This is a genomic window from Streptomyces lydicus, assembly GCF_004125265.1.
GTDB classification, from domain to species: Bacteria; Actinomycetota; Actinomycetes; order Streptomycetales; family Streptomycetaceae; genus Streptomyces; species Streptomyces lydicus_C.
Map to the genome: position 1 here is coordinate 626,280 of NZ_RDTE01000003.1, position 16,320 is coordinate 642,599.

Here is a 16,320-nt window from a genome sequence, read left to right on the forward strand (position 1 = left end):
CGACTGGCCCGCGACTCCCCGCTGGCCGGCTCCGCTGGCCGGCGGACACAAATGTGGCTCCGCGGACGGGGGATGCCGCGGAGCCACCCTCGCACCGTACCGTCCGTCTGCCCCTTTCGCAGAGCCTTGCGGCTCATGGCGAGATCGGGCCTTGATGACAACGGAGAAGCACCCCAAGATCAGCGCCACTATGCTTGAGGGCCCTGAAACGCCCTTCGAGCCTTCTGGCAACGCCTGGTGGGTTTCCCCAGGTCAGCACCCTCGTCACCGAGGGTGCCCCACCCGTCCGGGATCCAGGTGGCGACGTGTCCCTCGGTGAAAGGATCGAGACCGGGAGGCTCCAGCACGAACACAGCCTCTGCGACCTCCCGGCAGGGCACCCAGAGGACAGCTGCGCCGCACTTCCGCTCTTTCGCAGGGGAGGCACAACCGGTCGAGGCGCGCCACAACAACCCTGTGTTCACAGCGCACTTGACCCCGAACCGGCCGGGTGCCTCCATAACAACAGAGCCTATGGCGTGGCCAAGGCGCCGCTCGTCCACGCGGCGCGCAGCGCCTTCTTGTCCACCTTGCCGACCTTGGTCGTCGGCAGCTGGTCAAGCAGCACCGTCTTCCGGGGCGTGTACAGCTCTCCCAGCTCGGCGGTCACCGCCGCGCCGACCGCCTCCGGGTCGATCTCGACACCCTCGGCCGTGGCAAGGAAGATCTGTACGGCCTCCCCGTACTCCTCGTCCGGCACGCCCAGCGCCGCCGCGTTGCGCACACCGGGCAGCGTGAGCAGGAAGTCCTCCAGGACTCTGGAGTAGACGTTGTCGCTGGTGCTGCCGGTGACGATGATGTCCTTGGCCCGGTCGACGAGATAGAGGTAGCCCTCGGCGTCGAGGTAGCCCAGGTCGCCGGTGCGCAGCCAGCCGTCCTGCAGTGCCGCCGCGGTGCGCTCCGGGTCCTCGTAGTAGCCGAGCATCACCGCGTTGCCCCGGACACACACCTCGCCGACCTGCCGGACGGGCAACGCCGCAGTGCTGTCCTCGGCACGGATCTCGATCTCGGTGTCCGATATCGCGCGACCGCAGCTGCGCCAGAGCTCGGGGCGCAGGGCACACTCCGAAGCGAGCTCATCCGCGCCGAACGCGGCGATGCCGAGCGCCTCCGACTGCCCGTAGCCCTGGCCGAGCACCGGCCCGAAGACCTCGACCGCCTGCTGCAGCCGGCTGGGCGACGTGGCCGCGCCGCCCACGGCGATCTGCCGCAGCGCGGGCAGGACGCCCGGCTTGCACTCCGGATGGTCGAGCACCGCGTACATCATCGGCGGCACGAACATGGTGGCGGTGATCCGCTCCTCGCGCAGCACCGTCAGCGCCGCGTCCGCTTCGAACTCGGGCAGCACGACCAGGGCGGACCCCGTCACCAGGGCCTGGATCGAGGTGAGATGGCCGCTGCCGTGCGTGAGCAGCGTGGCGGCGAGCACCCTGTCCGTGCTCGGGTCCATGGTCGGGAAGAACGCGGGGCCGGAGTCCTCCGCGTCGTCCGTCAAGAGGTCGACCAGCGTGTCGTAGAGCCGGTGGGTGTGCGCGGCAAGCTTGGGGCGGCCCAGGGTTCCACCGGTGTAGAGGACGGTGACGGCCTCGTCCGCTCCCGGGGCGGGCACACCGTCGGGGCGCGCGTCCGGGCACTCGGCCGCCAGGGCCAGCAGGTCCGCGCACCGCTGCTCACAAGGGCCGAGGCTGAGCAGTGCGGGGGCGTGGACGCTGCGGCCGGCCGCGTCGGCGGCCCGTTCCGCGAAGAGCGGGTCGGTGACCACGGCGCGCGCCCGGGACTGCTCGACGAGCGCGGCGAGCTCGCCGGGCCCCGGCTCGGGCGGCAAGAAGACGACGCGGCAGCCGATGAGATGGACGGCGAGCTGAACGAGGACCGAGTCGACACGGTTGGCCAGAAAAAGCCCCACCCCGTCGCCGGGCGCGAGCCCCTGCCCCCGCAGCGCATGCCCCAGCCTGAACAGCTGCCGCCGGGCTTCCCCTCTGGTCAGCCGCTGCGTCCCCTGGACGAGCGCCTCGGCGTCCTCGTCCGTGTTCCAGTGCTCCAGAATGCGGTCCACGTACGTGCGCGGCTCGGATGTTTCCTGTGCGTTAACGATCACCAACATATGCAAACATGCCGCTCAGCGGCCTTGACCTCACGGGGGCCACGTTCGGCCATCGCCCGGTGGAGTATCATCCCCGCCATGCAAATTCGGTATTCGCAGGGCAGTTGAGCGTCTGAGAGAGCACCGGACGCCCGTCATCATGGCGGGGTATCGCTCCCCGTGGTGTGGTCCCAGCAGGCCCTTGCACCAAGAGCCCCGGACCTACAGCAAGGTTGGCCCGACGCACCGCCTGAACCACAGGCCGCTGCCCTGCGGGGGTGTGAAGCTCGCCCATGACCAGCATCTCCACAGACGGCCTTCCTGGCCCTGCAGGGCGCATAGGCAAGCTTGACCACCATCTGTCGTCGCATTCGTAGGCGGGCTGTTGGCCCGACCCGACCTGGTGAGCCGGGCAGACCGCGAAGCGATCTACGAGGCAGCCCGCAGACGGTGAGACATGCGGCCAGGTCAAGACCCATCCAGGACGGCCGGAAAGCCCTCTTCGCGATTTTCCCCGGCTTGATGGTTGCGGTCAGGCCGCTAACCGTGGTCCCCGTTGCGGGCGCGTCGGGGCAGACGGTGTGCGACCGGTTACCGGAAATCGTCGACGAGCAGGTGCCCTGCGCTCTTCTGCTGTCTGATCCCTTCACGCCGGGGCGGGGCCCACGGGTCGAGGTGCGGGTTCCACTGCTCGACACGAGCAGGCGGGCCAGCTTGCGTTTGGCGTCACTGCAAGGCCGATTCTGAGCATCGGAGTTGTCCATCGGGGCCAGGTACCGTGCTCAGTCACAACTGAGCACGGTAGTTGGCCACGTCGGGTGGCACCCCCGGCCCAGTCGGGAAACAAGGCCTGGCCCCGGCCCGGGTCGACCTCGCGGCGCCCCTCCGTACGCTGTGTGACCCGCCACCGCCTGCACCCGGCACCTCGTCGGGGTGGCTCCTCGTGTTACTCCGCGGGCGTGATCCGCCAGGTGCCGTGCCACAGCCCCTCGGCCTCGCGGACGCTGAAGCTCAAGGGGAACGGCCAGCGCTCCATGCCGACACTGTTCACGCTGAACGCGCCCTGCTGCCCGACCTCGATCACTGCCCCACCCCCGAGCACCCGCCGGACGCCATTGCCCAGCCCGCACGCATCAATCATCGGCGATCAGCAGGCCGGGCCTGCCAGGGCCGACCACCCCTCGACGTGGGCACGGTGGCCTTTTCGGCGCCCTGCACACGAATCGTCCTCCATGACACTCGGCGATCCCGTCAAGGTTCATGGGTCTTGGTGGTTGTCGGGTGAGGCCTGCCATGCGGTGTCGTGGACGTAGGTGGCGGCGAATTCGGCGAGGCGGTCGAGGATGGTGGTGAGTGCCTGTGCGGCGTAGTGGTCCGGCGGCCAGCAGGCGCGCAGTTGTAGGCGCAGGGGGGTTGGTCCGGCGGTGTCGATCAGCAGGGGATGGCCGCCGAACCGGGGCAGGTCGGTGACGACGCCGACGCCGACGCCGCTGACCGCAAGCGCCTGACACATCAGGGCGTTGCTGCTTTGTGTCACATCGGTGTAGGTCAGGCCCGCTGTGGAGACGGCCTGGTCGAGGACGGTTCGCGCCGGGTGTTCCCGGGTCAGCAGCAGCAGCTTTTCGGTGACGAGTTCGGCGAGCGTGATGGTGTGTCGACCGTGGGTGGCCCACTGGTGGGTGGGGGAAACGTATGCGCGCAGGGGAACGTCGGTCAGTGGGCGCCAGGCCAGCATCGGGTCGTGGGCCGGCCCCGCGGCGATGCCGAGATCGGCCTGTTCGTGCACGGTGGCCTGGATCTGGTCGGCGGGTACTTCGCGTACCGAGATGAACGGATCGTTGGGGGTGAGGGTCGCGACGAACGGTGCGAGCACCTCGTTGATGGTGGTCTGGGCGGCGGCCACGACTACGCGGGACAGCTCGCCGCGTGCCATGTGCCGGGCCACGGAGTCGATCCGGTCGGCTCGGGAGACCAGGTCCTCGGCGACGGCGACAAACTGCCGCCCCGCGCTCGTCAGCCGAAGTCGCGGCCCGGTCCGGTCGAACAGGACGAGTCCCAGCTCGGTCTCCAGATGGCGCAGCTGCCGGGACACCGCCGGCTGCGCGACGTGCAGCCGTTGTGCCGCCTCGGTGACGGTGCCGGTACGGACGACCGCGAGGAAGTAGCGAAAACGGTTGATCCCCACGGGCCCATTATGCCGGAGCGGCATGGAGATAGGGCAACAATCAGTATTGGACAGCATGGTTCGGGTTCGCGACGCTGAGTCTCCCGTTCTCGTCGTCCGGAACAGGAGATCCGCACCATGAGCGCATCGATGCAGACCCCCCTCGAAAACCCGGCCACGCCCGACAACTGGCTCGAACCGCCGGACAACCACTGGGCGTTCAACCATATGGAGCGGCTGCTGTCCACCGCGGTGATCCCGCGCGGCAGGGCCGGCCACCGCCGGTTCGCTGCGGCCGAGGTGGAGCTGGAGGAGGCGGTGATCGCGACCGGCGAAGGCTCTTCGACCGTGGCCGAGTTCCTGGCGCGGACGGCGACCGACGCGATCGTCGTGCTGCGCGGCGAACAGATGCTGTTCGAGCGCTACTACGGCGAGGCGGCGCCCCACCGTCGGCACGCACTGATGTCGATCTCCAAGTCGATCGCCGGCATGGCCGCGGGATGTCTGGTGGCCGAGGGGGTGCTGGATGTGTCGGCCACGGTGGAGACATACGTTCCCGAACTCGCGTCGTCGGCCTATGGGACGGCGACGGTGCGCGAGGTGCTGGACATGACCGCGGCGCTGCGGTTCAGCCAGGATTACGACGATCCGCGGTCGCAGGTGCAGACCGGGGATCGGGCGGCGGGCTGGCGGCCCCAGCACGACGGGGACCCGGCCGGCGTGCGTGCCTTTTTGACCGGCCTGGAGCCCGACGGCCCGCACGGGCGGCGCTTCCAGTACTGCTCGGCGACCACCGACGTGCTCGCCTGGGTGCTGGAGCGCGCCGCGGGACAGCCCTATCCGGACGTGCTCGGCGAACGGGTCTGGTCCCGTATCGGTGCCGAGCACGACGCCGTGGTCACCGTGGATCCGGAGGGCGCCCCGTACGCCTGCGCCGGAATCAGCGCCACCGCCCGCGATCTCGCCCGGTTCGGCCGGTGCGTGCTGGACGGCGGTGTGGTCGACGGCCGGCAGGTCATTCCCCAGGAGTGGATCCACGCGACGCGCAGGGGCGGCCGGGCAGCGGTGCTGCCCGACCGCGACCTCGGGTCGATCCACCCGAACGGCACCTACCGCAACCAGTGGTGGAACCCCGGCGACTCGGTGGGCACGCTCTTCGGGATCGGCATCTTCGGCCAGTACCTCTGGCTCGACCCGCAACGAGACGTCGTCATCGTGAAGCTGTCCAGCCTGCCGCACCCCCGCGACGCCCGTGCCGAACATGCCGCGGGGCTGGCCATGATTGCCGCAGCCGTCGGGTCCGGGCACGGAGCCCGGGAGGCACGATGAAGCGGCACCCGCCGTTCGCGCTGGAGCGGCGAACGATCGAACACATTCCGGCCGCGGAGCGCCACGGCAGGCCGTGGCACCAGCTCGCCCTGTGGTTCTCCACCAATGTGCAGATCAACACCCTGATCACCGGTGCGGTGACCATCGGGATGGGACTCGATCTGACCTGGGCGATCATCAGCATCGTGGTGGGGAACCTGGTCGGTGGGCTGTTCATGGCCTACCACTCCGCGCAGGGGCCCCAACTCGGTCTTCCGCAGATGGTGCAAAGCCGCGCCCAGTTCGGCTTCTACGGCGCGGTGCTGCCCTCCCTCATGGTCGTGTTGATGTATCTCGGCTTCGCCGTCGAGGGCAGCCTCGTCGCCGGGCAGGCGATCGCGACCTGGGCCCATGTACCCAAGACCGCGGGCATCGTGGTCTTCAACCTGGTGCTGCTGGTGATCCCCCTGGTGGGATACCGGCTCATCCACGCCGCCGGCCGGATCGTCGCGGTGATCTCGGGCGTGGTGTTTATCGCGTTGTTCGTATGGCTTGTCCCGCACCTTCCCAGCCCCCCGTCCGGCGCGACCACACACTCCGTCGCCGCCGTCGTCTCGGCGATGTCGGTGTGCGTCGCCTGGCAGGTCACCTGGGCTCCCTACGTCTCCGACTACTCCCGCTACCTGCCTCAGGACACGCCGACCAGGGTGACGTTCGCCTACACGTATCTCGGTTCGGCCGTGGGCGGAGCGGGCACGATGACCGTCGGAGCGATGGCCGCGGCCGTCAACAGTGACGCGGTGAACTCCGACGCGATCGGGTTCCTGGCCGACCGCTATCCGTCGGTCAGCGGGCTGCTGGTCGCGGCGCTGCTGCTCGGCCTGGTTCCGGCCGGCGCGGAGGGCCCCTACGGCGCCTTCCTCACCGTGCTCAGCGCGGTATCCGCGGACGGCCGGGTGCGCTCGACCGCGGCGGCACGAGCGATTTTCGTGATCTGCTTCGCGACGGTCGCCGGCGTACTCGCCGTCCTGTCCAGCGGCAGCCTGCTGGACACCTTCCAGAACATCACCCTGTTCGTGCTGGCACTACTGGTGCCGTGGTCCGCGATCAACCTCGTTGACTACTACGTCGTTCGCCGGGGCCGCTACGACATTCCCGCGCTACTGACGAAGGACGGCCCCTACGGGACCTTCAACTGGTGGGCGGTGCTCATCTACCTCGTGTCGATCGGCGCCGAACTGCTCTTCATCAACAGCGGCATGTACGTCGGCCCCCTGGTGGGCTTCCTCGGCGGCGCCGACCTGTCCTGGCTCGTCGGACTCGTCGTGGGCGGAATGGGATATTACGTCTGCGCCAGGCTGATCCGGGACCGCCGGCCCGGACCGGTTGCGCACCCCTCGGAGCTGTACGCCCTTCCCGCCCTGGCCGATCCGGTGCGTGGCGACGACCACGCGTGACCCTGCGCCGATCACCGGATCTCGTTCACGCCCGCAACGAAGTCGCCGCGGCGGAGGGCGGAGCGGGAGAAGCGCGCCACGGTCATCAGCGCGCAGGGCGAGTCGGTCGCCGCAGCTGCGCCACTGAGCCGCCAAGGTCATCAGTGGCTGCTCCCGGCGCTTCGGCCCGCACCGGCCGCTATGGGCGTCCGAGGAGTTGGCTGCCGGCCGTGTTGTCGGTGCGGGCGGTGAAGTAGTCGGTGAAGGCCTGGACGAATTCGTCTTCGGTGATGCGGCCGTCTCCATCGTGGTCGAGTTGGCGGAAGCCGTGGTTGAGTTCGGCGGGGTGGACCCGGGAGCCGCCGAAGATCGTGCGGTACTCATCGGCGCACAGGTGTCCGCTGCCGTCGGTGTCCGCAGCGTGGAAGATCGCCCGCACTGCGACCAGCACCCCCTGCTCAAGGTAGCCCGGCCCGGCGTCGATCCCGGTGAGCATGGCGGTGACGAACTCCTCGCAGGTCACCTGTCCGTCGTCGTCAGCGTCCATGCCGGTCCGCAGGTGCTGCCACCAGGTCTCGAAGGCGGCATAGACGCGGGCTTCACACTCAGGGGTGAGTTCGAGCGGCCAGCACACGTTGCGCGCCATGGCCTGCAGATCGGCCGAGCTGATGCGGCCGTCGCCGGTCTGGTCGAGGACCTGGTGGAAGAAGGTGCGCAGACGCGCCGGGCGGCAATCGGCACCCTTGCGGCGGCGTGGTGCGGGAAGCCGGACAGGGCTTGCCTCCGGCGGGGAAGGACGGTCGGTGGAGGCGGTGGGGGGCTGCGAAGTCGAGGAGTTGCCCGCCGGCGGGGTGCGGTAGCGGCGGTGTTCGGGCAGCACATCCATCAGCACGCGCGTGCCACGGTGCAGGAGGAAGGACAGCAGGGCCGCACGGCGGGTGCGGGGCACGTTGAAGCGCTCCCGGAAGGCTTCCGGCAGGTCCGCGGTGGTCAGCGCACCGATCACGTGGGCAGCCACCGTGCGCACAAGCGGCCAGGCCGGCTTCAGGTGGCCGAGGCGGCGCGGTGCGGGTGCTTCACGGAGCATGTCGAAGAGCAGGTAGCGCACGGGTTCGCTGTATTCGAGGCGCTCGCGGATCGTGCGGTCCATGTACGCGGGCACGTCCGCGGCGGTGGCCGGGAGCAGGTCGTCGGAGAGGCCGAACTCGGAACACACCGCTCGGAATTCTCCGTACATCTGATCCAGTTCAGGCGGCGTCAGCGGGCGTCCGGACAGTTCCCGCATCGCCGTCATGCACTCGTACAAGGTGACCAGTACCCACACCCGCACCGCCGGGTCCAACGCGGTGAACGGCCTGCCCTGCTCGTCGGTCCCGGCCAGACGGCGGTGCGTGCGCTCCAGACGGGCAACCTCACGGCGTAGCCCTTCGCGGTCGGAGAAGAACAGCCGCTTCCCGCTGTCCATGGTGTGCTCGATACGCCGCCACGGGTGCGCGCGGTAGGTGGAGAAGTGAGCCATGCCGGCGGCGACCGCCGGATCCGCGGTCTGCAGAACCAGCAGCCGCCACGCCACCAACCCGATCCGCCACTCCCCCAGCGTGCGGCGCAGCAGCGAATCAGGACCGGGAAGATCAGCGGTAGCCAAGGGAACGTCTCCTCAAGCACGTGTACAGGAATGGGCAGGGGACGCCCGAAGAGCGATCATCCGGATATCCGCCCAACCCAACGGTCCTCCGTGAATCCGGGAGCGGCCAGGTTCCCGAATTCACCCGTCCGAGAAGCGTCCCAGGGCCGCGGAAACGGGCGCGCACGCCTCCAAGCTCCGCATGGTGCACGCCTCGGTCCGCAGCTGGGTGGCTCATTCCAGCCCCCGGTGCCCTCGACTGACCGAGATCCCGGTATCGCACTGAGTATCCATTGCACTACCTTCCGTGATGCATGCGCTGCTCGACCTGCGGGGACGTCGCCGGGCGGGTGGTTGCCGGTGTGTTCCGAACGCCTGCACCCGTATCACCGGTCCATGACGTCCCGAGGAGTACTACTCGGTCGCCGGGCAGGCACCGGCCCGCGGCCAAAGGAAGGCACATATGGCCACCGCCGCTCACCTCACGGCTCCTCCCACCGCTCCCGGACGCCTTCCGCTGATCGGCCACGCACTCGAAATGTGGCGGCGCCCCCTGGAATTCCTCGATTCCCTCACCGCGTACGACCAGATCGTCGCCGTCTACCTGGGCCCCACACCGACCTACGTCCTCGCCGGACCTGAGGTCGTCGACCGGGTGATGGTCGCCGACGCCGGCCATTTCGCAAAGGGCCGCTCCTTCGAGAAGCTCCGCGACTACCTCGGCGAGGGCCTCGCCACCTCCGAAGGACCCTTCCACCTCCGCCAGCGGCGCCTGATGCAACCGGCCTTCCATCACCGGCAGATCGATCACTACGCGCGAGCCATGGCGCGGCTGGCCGAAGAACGAGTCGCCTCCTGGCAGGCCGGACAGGTCGTCGACGTCACCCAGGAGATGGTCGACCTCTCCCTCGCCATCGTCACCTCCACGCTGTTCTCGACCGCACTCGACGAGCACATTGCCGCGGACATCCGCCACGACGTGCCCGTCGTGCTCCGCGGCGTGTACCACCGGGCCATCGATCCGACCGGCCTTTGGCAGAAGCTCCCCACTCCTGGCAACCGCCGCCTTGCGGCCGCACACGACCGACTGCGCCGGGCCATCGATCACCTCATCCGCACCCGGCGCACCGGCCTCACCGCCGAGCAGTCGGACCTGCTGTCGATGCTCCTGCAGGCCCAGGACGCCGACAGCGGCAACACCATGACCGACCAACAGGTCTACGACGAACTCATCACCCTGTTGGTGGCCGGCACGGAGACAGTGGCAGGCGGGCTGGCATGGCTCTTCCACGAGCTGGGCCGGCACCCCGCCGTCGACCGGGAACTCCACGAGGAGCTGCGGACGCGGAGCGGAGAGGCGCCCTCGTTCGAACACCTCGACCATCTCCCGTATACGCGGCGGGTGGTGGAGGAGGCGCTGCGCATGCGCAACCCCGGAGGCGTCACGATGCGACGAGCGACCACGGAGGTCGAACTCGCGGGCTACCGGTTTCCCCCAGGTGCCGAGTTCATGTTCAGCGCCCTCGTCCTGCACCGGAACCCGCATCACTTCCACGACCCCTTGAAGTTCCGTCCCGACCGCTGGCTGCCCGGCCAGAAGGCCGCTCCCCGCGGCGCATTCCTTCCCTTCGGCGCCGGACGGCACAGGTGTATCGGTGAAGCGTTCGCGCGCGCGGAAATGACCACGGTGGTCGCGGCCGTGGCGCGCCGGTGGCGTCTGGAGCCGCTCCCGGAGACGCAGGTACGGGGAGTCATGACATCTACCAACCACCCCGCCAACCTCCTGATGAGAGTCGCTCCTCGCGAAGTGGGGTGACACCGCGGCAGGGCGTCACCGGCGCACCAGCGACAAAGGCAGACAGCGACAGGTTCCAGCTTGGAAATGGAATCCATTTTCATGTAGCGTGCGGGCGTCACCCCGTCACACAGGAGGTCGCCATGGCCGTACCCAAGCGCAAGATGTCCCGCAGCAACACCCGCCACCGCCGCGCCCAGTGGAAGGCCACCACTCCGCAGCTCGTGCCGGTCACCGTGGACGGCACCGCCCACCTCGTCCCGCAGCGCCTGGCCAAGGCGTACGAACGCGGGCTGCTGCGCCCCGAGAGCTGAGCCGCCGGAATGACGCACAACCGACTGCCCGTCACGGTCTTGTCCGGCTTCCTCGGAGCGGGCAAGACCACCCTGCTCAATCACGTCCTGGGCAACCGGGAGGGCCTGCGCGTCGCGGTCATCGTCAATGACATGAGCGAGATCAACATCGACGCTGCCCTGGTGCGCGGCGGCGACGCCGCGCTCTCCCGCACCGACGAACGCCTGGTCGAGATGACCAACGGCTGCATCTGCTGCACGCTCCGCGATGACCTGCTCGAAGAGGTCGACCGGCTGGCCCGCGAGGGCCGCTTCGACTATCTCCTCATCGAGTCCAGCGGGATCTCGGAACCGATGCCCGTAGCAGCCACCTTCGCCTTCCCCCGCGACGACGGAGCGACCCTCGGCGACCTCGCCCGGCTCGACACCATGGTCACCGTCGTCGACGCCGCCAACTTCCTGCCGGAGCTGACCGGGGGCGACGGACTGGCCGAGCGGGGCCTGGAGCAGTACGAGGACGACGAGCGCACCGTCAGCGACCTGCTGATGGACCAGATCGAGTTTGCCGATGTCATCGTCCTCAACAAGACCGATCTCATCGATGAACAGAGCGCCGGGCGCCTTCAGGCGGCGCTCACCCGCCTCAACCCGGCCGCGCGCATCGTGCCCGCCCGGCACGGCCGGGTGGACACCGGCGACATCCTCGGCACCGGGCGCTTCGACCTGGAGCGGGCCCAACAGGCTCCGGGCTGGGTACAGGAACTCAACGGCGACCACATTCCGGAGACCGAGGAGTACGGCATCTCCAGCACGGTCTTCCGCGCCGATGCGCCCTTCCACCCCGGCCGGCTGTGGACCTTCGTCACCGAGGGCCTCGACAGCGGCACCTACGGCCAGATCCTGCGCTCCAAGGGCTTCTTCTGGCTGTCCAGCCGCCCGAACGTCACCGGGCTGTGGTCACAGGCCGGGGCCGTCGCACGCTTCGAGCCGTCCGGGGCCCGCGATGCCGACGACCACCAGGGCCAGGAACTGGTCTTCATCGGCACCGGGTTGCGCGCCGAGGCACTGCAAGCGGCCCTGGCCGACTGCCTCCTGGCCGCGGGGGAACGGCTCACCGACGACCCGTTCCCCGCATGGGAAACATACGGCCTCGGCGACGCCTGCGAACACGAGCAACCGGATCCGCTACCGCAGGCATGACAAGCTCCGGGTTGGGCAGTGGTCGCAGCCACGGCACTGCCCAACCCGGCACTCACGAAGGTGCACACACCGATGTCCCGTGTCCACACGATGACCGCCCCCGGTGAACTCGCCCCGTCCACCGTGCCGGACCCGGCGTGCGGGCCCGACGAGACCATCCTGCGAAAGCGCGCGCGAAGGCGGGTATGTCCTGATATCCCTGGGGAGCTACAGGAGCCAGGGAGCCAGCCGTTCTCACAGGGAGTCTTTCGATGGCCGTTCGCCGTGTCGTGCCCAACGTCCAGTCAGTGGCTGTGCAGGAGAGCCGGGATTTCTATGGCCTGCTCGGATTCGAGGAGGCCATGAACCACGGCTGGATCACGACGCTCGCTTCCCCTTCCAGTCCTGCCGCACAGATCAGCTTCATGGCCGGCGACAAGACCGCGCCCGTCACCCCGGACATGAGCATCGAAGTGGACGACGTGGATGCGGCCTACGCGGTCATGCGGGAGCGCGGCGCGGAGATCGTGCACCCGTTGCAGGACGAGGAGTGGGGTGTGCGGCGGTTCTTCGTCCGCGACCCCAACGGCCGGGTGGTCAATGTGCTGGGCCACCGCTGACACCAGCTCCGGGGCGGTGCCGGCCGCAGCCAGTCGTGGAGAACTGTGACCAGCGCGGTCGCCGCACGAGGCACGGCAAGCGTGGTCCCGATCCCGCAGTCTCTCGCGCTCGCACCACCGTGGCAGGATCCGGGGCATGAGTACGGAACAGGCGGATCGGCCCGTCGCCCTGGTCAGCGGGTCCACGTCGGGTATCGGGGAGGCCGTCGCGCGGAGGCTGGCGGCGGACGGGATGCGGGTCGTCGTGCACTCGCGGCGGAGCGCCGAGGCCGGGGAAGCGCTGGCGGCGGAGCTCGGCGGTGCGTACGTGCGGGCCGACCTGGCAGTGGAGGAGGAGGCCCGCGGGCTGGTCGAGGCGGCGCTCGGCCGGTACGGGCGGCTGGACGTGCTGGTGAACAACGCGGGTATCAGCTGGCCGATCCCGCACGACGACCTGGCCGCAGCGACGCCGGCCGACTGGCGGCAACTGCTGGAAGTCAATGTCATCGCGCCGTGGGTGCTGTGCACGGCGGCGCTTCCGGCGCTGCGCGCATCCCCTGGGGGCGGCAGCATAGTGAACGTCACCAGCCACGCGGGGGTGCGCCCCAAGGGCTCGTCGGTGCCGTACGCGGCGAGCAAGGCCGCGCTCAATCACGTGACCCGGCTGCTCGCGGCCGCGCTCGGGCCCGAAGTACGGGTCAACGCGGTGGCTCCGGGGCTGGTGGACACGCCGATGACGAAGGACTGGGCGCACGCACACGAGTTGTGGCGGGACCGCGCGCCCATGCGCCGTCCGGCACAGCCCGCCGACGTGGCCGACCTGGTGGCGTCGGTGATCGCCAGCACATATCTCACCGGCGAGGTCATCGTGATGGATGGCGGGCTGAACCTGACCTGAAGGCCGTTGCCGGCTCTACGCGTCCCTTTCCCTGCGGGGCGCAGGCCGGCAAGAACTCCGGGCGCGGCGGCTTGCCGTTCTTCCGGTCCGATCACCGTCGGCGGACGTCACAACGGCGTCCGCCGAAAACCCGTCATGCCGCCCTCACGAACCCGCCATATTGCCCTTCTCGACCGCCCACGTGGCGATCTGGGTGCGTGAGTGGAAGCCGAGTACGGCGAGCAGGCGATGAACGTGTCCTTCCACGGTACGTGAGGACAACACCAGTTTGGCGGCGATCTGCTTGTCGGTCAGACCTTGGGCGAGCAGCTCGATCACCTGCCGTTGCCGTCGGGTCAGGGGCGTTGGTGGCTGCTCGGGCCTCGGGGTGGCCGGCGGGGTGGGGGGCCCACCGAGTGCGTAGTCGGTCGCCTGGTCCAGTGTGAGCCTGCTCCCCGTCGTCACGGCGCTGGCGTAGGCGGTATCGCCGAGGGAGCCGCGCAGTCGGGCCTCGCATTCGCTGTGATGGTGCAGGAGGCGGCCGAGTCCGGGCAGTGCGATACCGGCCGACTGCCAGGCCGTTTGGGCGGCACCCAGGAGGGCGGCGGCCTGTTCAGCGCGTCCGTCCTGCGCGGTGGCCCAGGCCAGGACCTCCAGGCACTGGGCCGCGCCGAGGAGATTGCGGCCGGATCGGACGAGGCGCAGCCCGTCTTGGAGCAGGGGGATCGCCCGCCGGGTGTCCCCACCGAGCCAGTGCTGGAGCCCGAGGAGCCACAGCGCGTAGGAGCGGGACCATTGTGCGTCGTGGGCGTCGCACAGGGCCAGGCACTGCTCCGCCATCGCGGAGGCGCGCGGGTCGCCGGTCAGGCAGTAGGCAAGGGCAAGGAGGAACAGGGCTGTCCACTCGGCCCACAGATCCCCGGTGGCGCGGTGGCGGTCGAAGGCCTCCTCCAGCAGGCGGACCGCTTCCGGGAAGTCTTCCCGGAAGAGCGCTGTCAGCCCGGCGAACTGCACGGCGTGGGCCAGGGATTCCGCATCGCCCAGCCGCTCCGCAAGGTCCTGGCAGGCATCCAGCCGGGCCTTCGCGGTGGAGATATCGCCGAGCAGGAGAGCCAGCCAGCCGTCGACCCACAGTGCTCTGGCTCTGACCGGGGTCGGTTCACCGTCCCGTGCGAGGGCTTGGCCGAGCCAACGGCGTTGTTCGTCCAGGTTGCCCGCGCCCAGCGCGTTGCCCCACAAGGAGGTGGCCAGGGCGAGCCCGGCACCCACTTCGTGCGGTGTGCTCAGGCAGAATTCCAGGGCCGCTCGGACGTTGGTGCGCTCCAGGTACAGACGGGTGGACCAGGTCTCTTGACGTGCACTGAACCAGTCGGCCTCCGCACGGGCGGCGAACGCCCGGTAGTGGTCGCGGTGTCGACGCCGTACGGCCGCCTCCTCCCCGCCGAGGCGCAGGAGATCGAGGCCGTACTCACGGATCGTCTCCAGCATGCGGTAGCGCCCCAGGCCGCGCCGGCTCTCCATGGTCAGCACTGATTTGTCCACCAACTCCGAGACGATGCCGAGGACATGCTCGCGGGCGAGCTCCTTCCCCGCACAGACCGCTTCGGCCGCCTCCAGATCGAAGCCGCCGCAGAAGACGGAAAGGCGTGCCCATCCCCACTGCTCTTGAGGGGTACACAGGTCGAAGCTGCAGTCGATCGCCGCGCGCAGCGTTTGCCGGCGCGCCGGGGCGGCACGACTCCCCTGGTGCAGCAGAGCCAATCGGTCGTCCAGAACGGTGCGGAGCTGCTGAGGGCACAGCGCCCGCAGCCGGGCTGCCGCCAGTTCGATGGCGAGCGGGATGCCGTCCAGACGGTGACAGATACCGGCGACGGCCAGGCGGTCGTCCTCACCGAGTGTGTAATCACCGAGGACGGCCGAGGCCCGCTCAACGAAGAGCTGCACCGCCGCGTACCGCATCATGGCCTTCGGCGGCGGTGGCCGGTCAGGATCGGGTGCCGGCAGCGGCGGTACCGTCAGCAGGGACTCGGCGTCGATTCCGAGAGACTGCCGGCTGGTCACCAGCACCTTCAGGCCGGGCGCTGCGGCAAGCAGCGTGCGGACCAGGACCGCACTGGCGTGGAGCAGGTGTTCGCAGTTGTCCAGCACCAGCAGCAGCCGCTTGTCCGCGAGGTGGTCGACCAGCACCGTGACCGCCGGCAAGGCCGAGTGGTGGTCGAGGCCCAGTGCGGCCAGCACCGTCTGTGCGAGCAGTGCGTCGTCCTCCACCGGCCCCAGGTCCACCATCCACGCTCCGTCGCGATAGGAGCGTCGGACGTCACGAGCCACCCGTAGCGCCAGGCGGGTCTTGCCGATTCCTCCCGCGCCCGTCAACGTCAGCAGTCGGCTTCGGGCAAGCAATGTCCGTGCCTGCGACAACTCGTGTTGCCGCCCGACGAAGGTGGTGGCTTCCGCCGGAATCCTCCCGGCGTCCCGTCTTGAACCTGCCATGGGACTCGTCCCGTCTTCCTGACATGCACTCGTTGCGGCGATCGGACGTACGACGCGTTCCCAGCGGGACCACCGCCGTCGGACAGGGGTGTGTGCCGCGTAAGTCCCACCCGAGCGCATCCGTCGGCCGACGGAGCATGCGCGGCGAGGGGCGGTGTCCTCCCTGATCACATGGGTGCAGATGTGGTCGCCCCGGCGGGTACGACTGCCGGACACGCCGGTCCGGCCCGCGGTCGGGCCGGACCGCCTCCGGGGCGGCAGCCGCGTGGGACATGGGTACTCCTGGGAACGAGACGGACGACGCGCTGTTCATTCTTGAGCGCCAGGTCAGCCCGGTCTTCATCCGCGGGGCCCAAAACCGGATCAGTAGTTTGGGCCATCCGCACACCGGCCGTCATCCTCCGGTCTGACCTGCGGACGGGGTCAGGTCGCA

At 69.4% G+C, this 16,320-nt stretch carries 12 protein-coding genes; 7 read left to right on the forward strand and 5 right to left on the reverse strand.

Annotation, left to right across the window (positions count from 1 at the left end; all coding sequences use genetic code 11):
- Nucleotides 1–511: 511 nt before the first annotated feature.
- The 3 genes from D9V36_RS05540 to D9V36_RS05550 form a co-directional block, all read right to left on the reverse strand.
- Nucleotides 512–2,143: a class I adenylate-forming enzyme family protein gene (locus D9V36_RS05540; protein ID WP_129292779.1), complete on the reverse strand. Its 1,632-nt coding sequence runs from the start codon at nucleotides 2,141–2,143 to the stop codon at nucleotides 512–514.
- A gap of 925 nt (nucleotides 2,144–3,068) precedes the next feature.
- A complete protein-coding gene (locus D9V36_RS05545) occupies nucleotides 3,069–3,263 on the reverse strand; it encodes a hypothetical protein (RefSeq protein ID WP_129292780.1) in 195 nt (64 codons plus the stop codon).
- Between the two features lie 117 nt (nucleotides 3,264–3,380).
- Entirely contained in the window at nucleotides 3,381–4,307 is a 927-nt protein-coding gene (locus D9V36_RS05550) for a LysR family transcriptional regulator (protein ID WP_164992885.1), read from the reverse strand.
- A 117-nt stretch (nucleotides 4,308–4,424) separates the two neighbouring features.
- On the opposite strand from D9V36_RS05550, the gene D9V36_RS05555 reads away from it, so the two are divergent.
- Together D9V36_RS05555 and D9V36_RS05560 are read left to right on the forward strand one after the other, a co-directional pair.
- Nucleotides 4,425–5,615 carry a serine hydrolase domain-containing protein gene (locus D9V36_RS05555; protein ID WP_129292782.1) on the forward strand — a complete coding sequence of 397 codons (1,191 nt, stop codon included), beginning with the start codon at nucleotides 4,425–4,427 and terminating at the stop codon, nucleotides 5,613–5,615.
- On the forward strand, nucleotides 5,612–7,051 hold the full coding sequence (locus D9V36_RS05560; RefSeq protein WP_129292783.1) for a purine-cytosine permease family protein: 1,440 nt from the start codon (nucleotides 5,612–5,614) through the stop codon (nucleotides 7,049–7,051). Before D9V36_RS05555 ends, D9V36_RS05560 begins: the two co-directional genes overlap by 4 nt.
- Nucleotides 7,052–7,229: 178 nt before the next feature.
- Here the strand turns inward: D9V36_RS05560 and D9V36_RS05565 are convergent, their stop codons facing one another.
- Nucleotides 7,230–8,675, reverse strand: coding sequence for an oxygenase MpaB family protein (locus D9V36_RS05565; protein WP_129292784.1), 1,446 nt, complete (start codon nucleotides 8,673–8,675; stop codon nucleotides 7,230–7,232).
- A 442-nt stretch (nucleotides 8,676–9,117) separates the two neighbouring features.
- Here D9V36_RS05565 and D9V36_RS05570 point away from each other — a divergent pair, with 442 nt between their 5' ends.
- From D9V36_RS05570 to D9V36_RS05590, 5 genes are all read left to right on the forward strand, one after another.
- On the forward strand, nucleotides 9,118–10,470 hold the full coding sequence (locus D9V36_RS05570; protein WP_129292785.1) for a cytochrome P450: 1,353 nt from the start codon (nucleotides 9,118–9,120) through the stop codon (nucleotides 10,468–10,470).
- 122 nt (nucleotides 10,471–10,592) lie between these two features.
- A complete protein-coding gene (gene rpmF, locus D9V36_RS05575; protein WP_129292786.1) occupies nucleotides 10,593–10,763 on the forward strand; it encodes a 50S ribosomal protein L32 in 171 nt (56 codons plus the stop codon).
- 9 nt (nucleotides 10,764–10,772) lie between these two features.
- Entirely contained in the window at nucleotides 10,773–11,942 is a 1,170-nt protein-coding gene (locus D9V36_RS05580; protein WP_129292787.1) for a GTP-binding protein, read from the forward strand.
- A gap of 251 nt (nucleotides 11,943–12,193) precedes the next feature.
- Nucleotides 12,194–12,541, forward strand: coding sequence for a VOC family protein (locus D9V36_RS05585; protein WP_129292788.1), 348 nt, complete (start codon nucleotides 12,194–12,196; stop codon nucleotides 12,539–12,541).
- Between the two features lie 136 nt (nucleotides 12,542–12,677).
- Nucleotides 12,678–13,418, forward strand: a complete 741-nt coding sequence (locus tag D9V36_RS05590; RefSeq protein ID WP_129292789.1) for an SDR family NAD(P)-dependent oxidoreductase — start codon at nucleotides 12,678–12,680, stop codon at nucleotides 13,416–13,418.
- 144 nt (nucleotides 13,419–13,562) lie between these two features.
- Here the strand turns inward: D9V36_RS05590 and D9V36_RS05595 are convergent, their stop codons facing one another.
- Nucleotides 13,563–16,007, reverse strand: a complete 2,445-nt coding sequence (locus D9V36_RS05595) for an ATP-binding protein (RefSeq protein ID WP_347239872.1) — start codon at nucleotides 16,005–16,007, stop codon at nucleotides 13,563–13,565.
- Between the last annotated feature and the right edge of the window lie 313 nt (nucleotides 16,008–16,320).